Consider the following 3,738-nt stretch of genomic DNA (forward strand, 5'->3'; position numbering starts at 1 on the left):
AGTCCGGCGGCGTCCTACTCTCCCACAAGGTCCCCCTTGCAGTACCATCGGCGCTGAGAGGCTTAGCTTCCGGGTTCGGAATGTGACCGGGCGTTTCCCTCTCGCTATGACCACCGGAACACTCTCGACCCAGATCCTGGATCAAAACCGTTCCTTCAAGCCGTTGCTGAAGTATTCAGTTTGATTCCCGATCGTCTGTCGGGAACCACAAAGTGGACGCGAGCCCCACACCCGAAAGGTGTGGGAAATCAGTGTGTTGTCAAGTCTTCGGCGTATTAGTACCGGTCAGCTCCACGGGTCGTTAGTCCCCGCTTCCACATCCGGCCTATCAACCCAGTAGTCTGCTGGGAGCCTCTCACACTCAAGGTGCATGGAAATCTCATCTCGAAGACGGCTTCCCGCTTAGATGCTTTCAGCGGTTATCCGGTCCGAACGTAGCTAATCAGCGGTGCCCTTGGCAGAACAACTGACACACCAGAGGTTCGTCCATCCCGGTCCTCTCGTACTAGGGATAGATCTTCTCAAATTTCCAACGCGCGCAGCGGATAGGGACCGAACTGTCTCACGACGTTCTAAACCCAGCTCGCGTACCGCTTTAATGGGCGAACAGCCCAACCCTTGGGACCTACTCCAGCCCCAGGATGCGACGAGCCGACATCGAGGTGCCAAACCATGCCGTCGATATGGACTCTTGGGCAAGATCAGCCTGTTATCCCCGAGGTACCTTTTATCCGTTGAGCGACAGCGCTTCCACAAGCCACTGCCGGATCACTAGTCCCGACTTTCGTCCCTGCTCGACCTGTCAGTCTCACAGTCAAGCTCCCTTGTGCACTTACACTCGCCACCTGATTGCCAACCAGGTTGAGGGAACCTTTGGGCGCCTCCGTTACTCTTTGGGAGGCAACCGCCCCAGTTAAACTACCCACCAGGCACTGTCCATGAACCCGATCAGGGTCCTACGTTAGACATCCAGAGTGACCAGAGTGGTATTTCAACAACGACTCCACGAACACTAGCGTGCCCGCTTCACAGTCTCCCACCTATCCTACACAAGCCACACCGAACACCAATACCAAGCTGTAGTAAAGGTCACGGGGTCTTTCCGTCCTGCTGCGCGTAACGAGCATCTTTACTCGTAGTGCAATTTCGCCGAGTTCGCGGTTGAGACAGCTGGGAAGTCGTTACGCCATTCGTGCAGGTCGGAACTTACCCGACAAGGAATTTCGCTACCTTAGGATGGTTATAGTTACCACCGCCGTTTACTGGGGCTTAAATTCAGAGCTTCGCCCAAAGGCTAACCCTTCCTCTTAACCTTCCAGCACCGGGCAGGCGTCAGTCCGTATACATCGTCTTGCGACTTCGCACGGACCTGTGTTTTTAGTAAACAGTCGCTTCCCACTGGTCTCTGCGGCCTTCACCGCTCACGGAGCAAGTCCGGTCACGGTTCCGGCCCCCCTTCTCCCGAAGTTACGGGGGCATTTTGCCGAGTTCCTTAACCACGATTCTCTCGATCTCCTTGGTATTCTCTACCTGACCACCTGAGTCGGTTTCGGGTACGGGCGGCTGCAACCTCGCGTCGATGCTTTTCTCGGCAGCATAGGATCACTGATTTCCCCTGAACGGGTACGCGTCGGATCTCAGGCGTACAGACGACGGATTTGCCTATCGTCAGCCCTACATCCTTACACCAGGTTCACCTTACGGATACCATCGCCTGGCTCAGCTACCTTCCTGCGTCACACCTGTTCATACGCTAGCCGCACCAGCATGGGGTCGAGCGTTAGACCGGACCGTCTCACCCCGAAGGGATCCACTGGTCCGGGTTAGGACTCTTAGCACCACTGGATTAGCTTGGGCGGTTGTTCGCCGGTACGGGAATATCAACCCGTTGTCCATCGACTACGCCTGTCGGCCTCGCCTTAGGTCCCGACTTACCCAGGGCGGATTAACCTGGCCCTGGAACCCTTGGTCTTTCGGAGGACGGGTTTCTCACCCGTCTTTCGCTACTCATGCCTGCATTCTCACTCGTGTAGCGTCCACGGCTGGATTCCTCCGCCGCTTCACTCGCCACACGACGCTCTCCTACCACTCCGCACGACTGAACCACGAAGGCTTGTCGGTGTGCGAAATCTACAACTTCGGCGGTGTGCTTGAGCCCCGTTACATTGTCGGCGCGGAATCACTTGACCAGTGAGCTATTACGCACTCTTTCAAGGGTGGCTGCTTCTAAGCCAACCTCCTGGTTGTCTGTGCAACTCCACATCCTTTCCCACTTAGCACACGCTTAGGGGCCTTAGTTGGTAGTCTGGGTTGTTTCCCTCTCGACGATGAAGCTTATCCCCCACCGTCTCACTGCTGCGCTCTCACTCACCGGCATTCGGAGTTTGGCTGACGTCAGTAACCTGTTGAGGCCCATCGGCCATCCAGTAGCTCTACCTCCGGCGAGAAACACGCAACGCTGCACCTAAATGCATTTCGGAGAGAACCAGCTATCACGAAGTTTGATTGGCCTTTCACCCCTATCCACAGCTCATCCCCTCCATTTTCAACTGAAGTGGGTTCGGTCCTCCACGACGTCTTACCGTCGCTTCAACCTGGCCATGGATAGATCACTTCGCTTCGGGTCTAGGACATGCGACTGGATCGCCCTATTCAGACTCGCTTTCGCTACGGCTACCCCACACGGGTTAACCTCGCCACATATCGCTAACTCGCAGGCTCATTCTTCAAAAGGCACGCCGTCACCCCTACAAGGAGGCTCCGACGGTTTGTAAGCAAACGGTTTCAGGTACTATTTCACTCCCCTCCCGGGGTACTTTTCACCTTTCCCTCACGGTACTTGTCCGCTATCGGTCATCTGGGAGTATTTAGGCTTATCAGGTGGTCCTGACAGATTCACACGGGATTTCTCGGGCCCCGTGCTACTTGGGATACACATCCGGCCATAACACCATTTCGTCTACGGGGCTGGCACCCACTACGGCCCGGCTTTCAAACCAGTTCGACTATGATGCGCTGTAACCGCCCCAGTCCGGCAGAACTGAGCGACGTGTCCCACAACCCCGACCATGCAACGCCCGCCGGCTATCACACATGATCGGTTTAGCCTCATCCGCTTTCGCTCGCCACTACTCACGGAATCACATGTTGTTTTCTCTTCCTGTGGGTACTGAGATGTTTCACTTCCCCACGTTCCCTCTACCCGCCCTATATATTCAGGCGGGAGTCACCAGGTCGACAAGTCGCCTGGCGGGGTTTCCCCATTCGGAAATCCTCGGCTCACAGCTCGATTATCAGCTCCCCGAGGCTTATCGCAGATTTCTACGTCCTTCTTCGGCTCCAGATGCCAAGGCATCCACCGTTTGCTCTTAGAAACTTGACCACAAAGATTAAAATTGCGATCGACTCACAACAACAACACCACCCGAAGGCTGCGTCATCGTTCCGAGCGATCTAAGATGCTCGCGTCCACTGTGTAGTTCTCAACATACGATCGGCACCACACTCCCCGAGCAGCCAACCCGCTCGACTCATGTGGCCCATCGAAGAACCTGGCAGACAACCGTCCGCCGGCCCAACCCCCGACCATCACAGCCGGGAAGCCTGGTCCCTCAGGACCCAACAACGTGCACCAGCCATCCCGCTTCCCCACCAACCCGTTCCCGACCTGCAAGCAAGCCGTACTAAGGTCGGCAGACGCGCCGACGACTGCACTGTCAATGTTCCACCCATGAGCTA

At 56.1% G+C, this 3,738-nt stretch carries 2 rRNA genes; both read right to left on the minus strand.

The features are described from left to right. Position 1: 1 nt before the first annotated feature. A 5S ribosomal RNA gene (rrf, locus tag Csp2054_RS17545) occupies positions 2-118 on the minus strand. A 137-nt stretch (positions 119-255) separates the two neighbouring features. Next, positions 256-3,382: ribosomal RNA gene (locus Csp2054_RS17550) — 23S ribosomal RNA — on the minus strand. Between the last annotated feature and the right edge of the window lie 356 nt (positions 3,383-3,738).

It is taken from the genome of Curtobacterium sp. 'Ferrero' (genome assembly GCF_002412165.1).
Taxonomy (GTDB): Bacteria; Actinomycetota; Actinomycetes; order Actinomycetales; family Microbacteriaceae; genus Curtobacterium.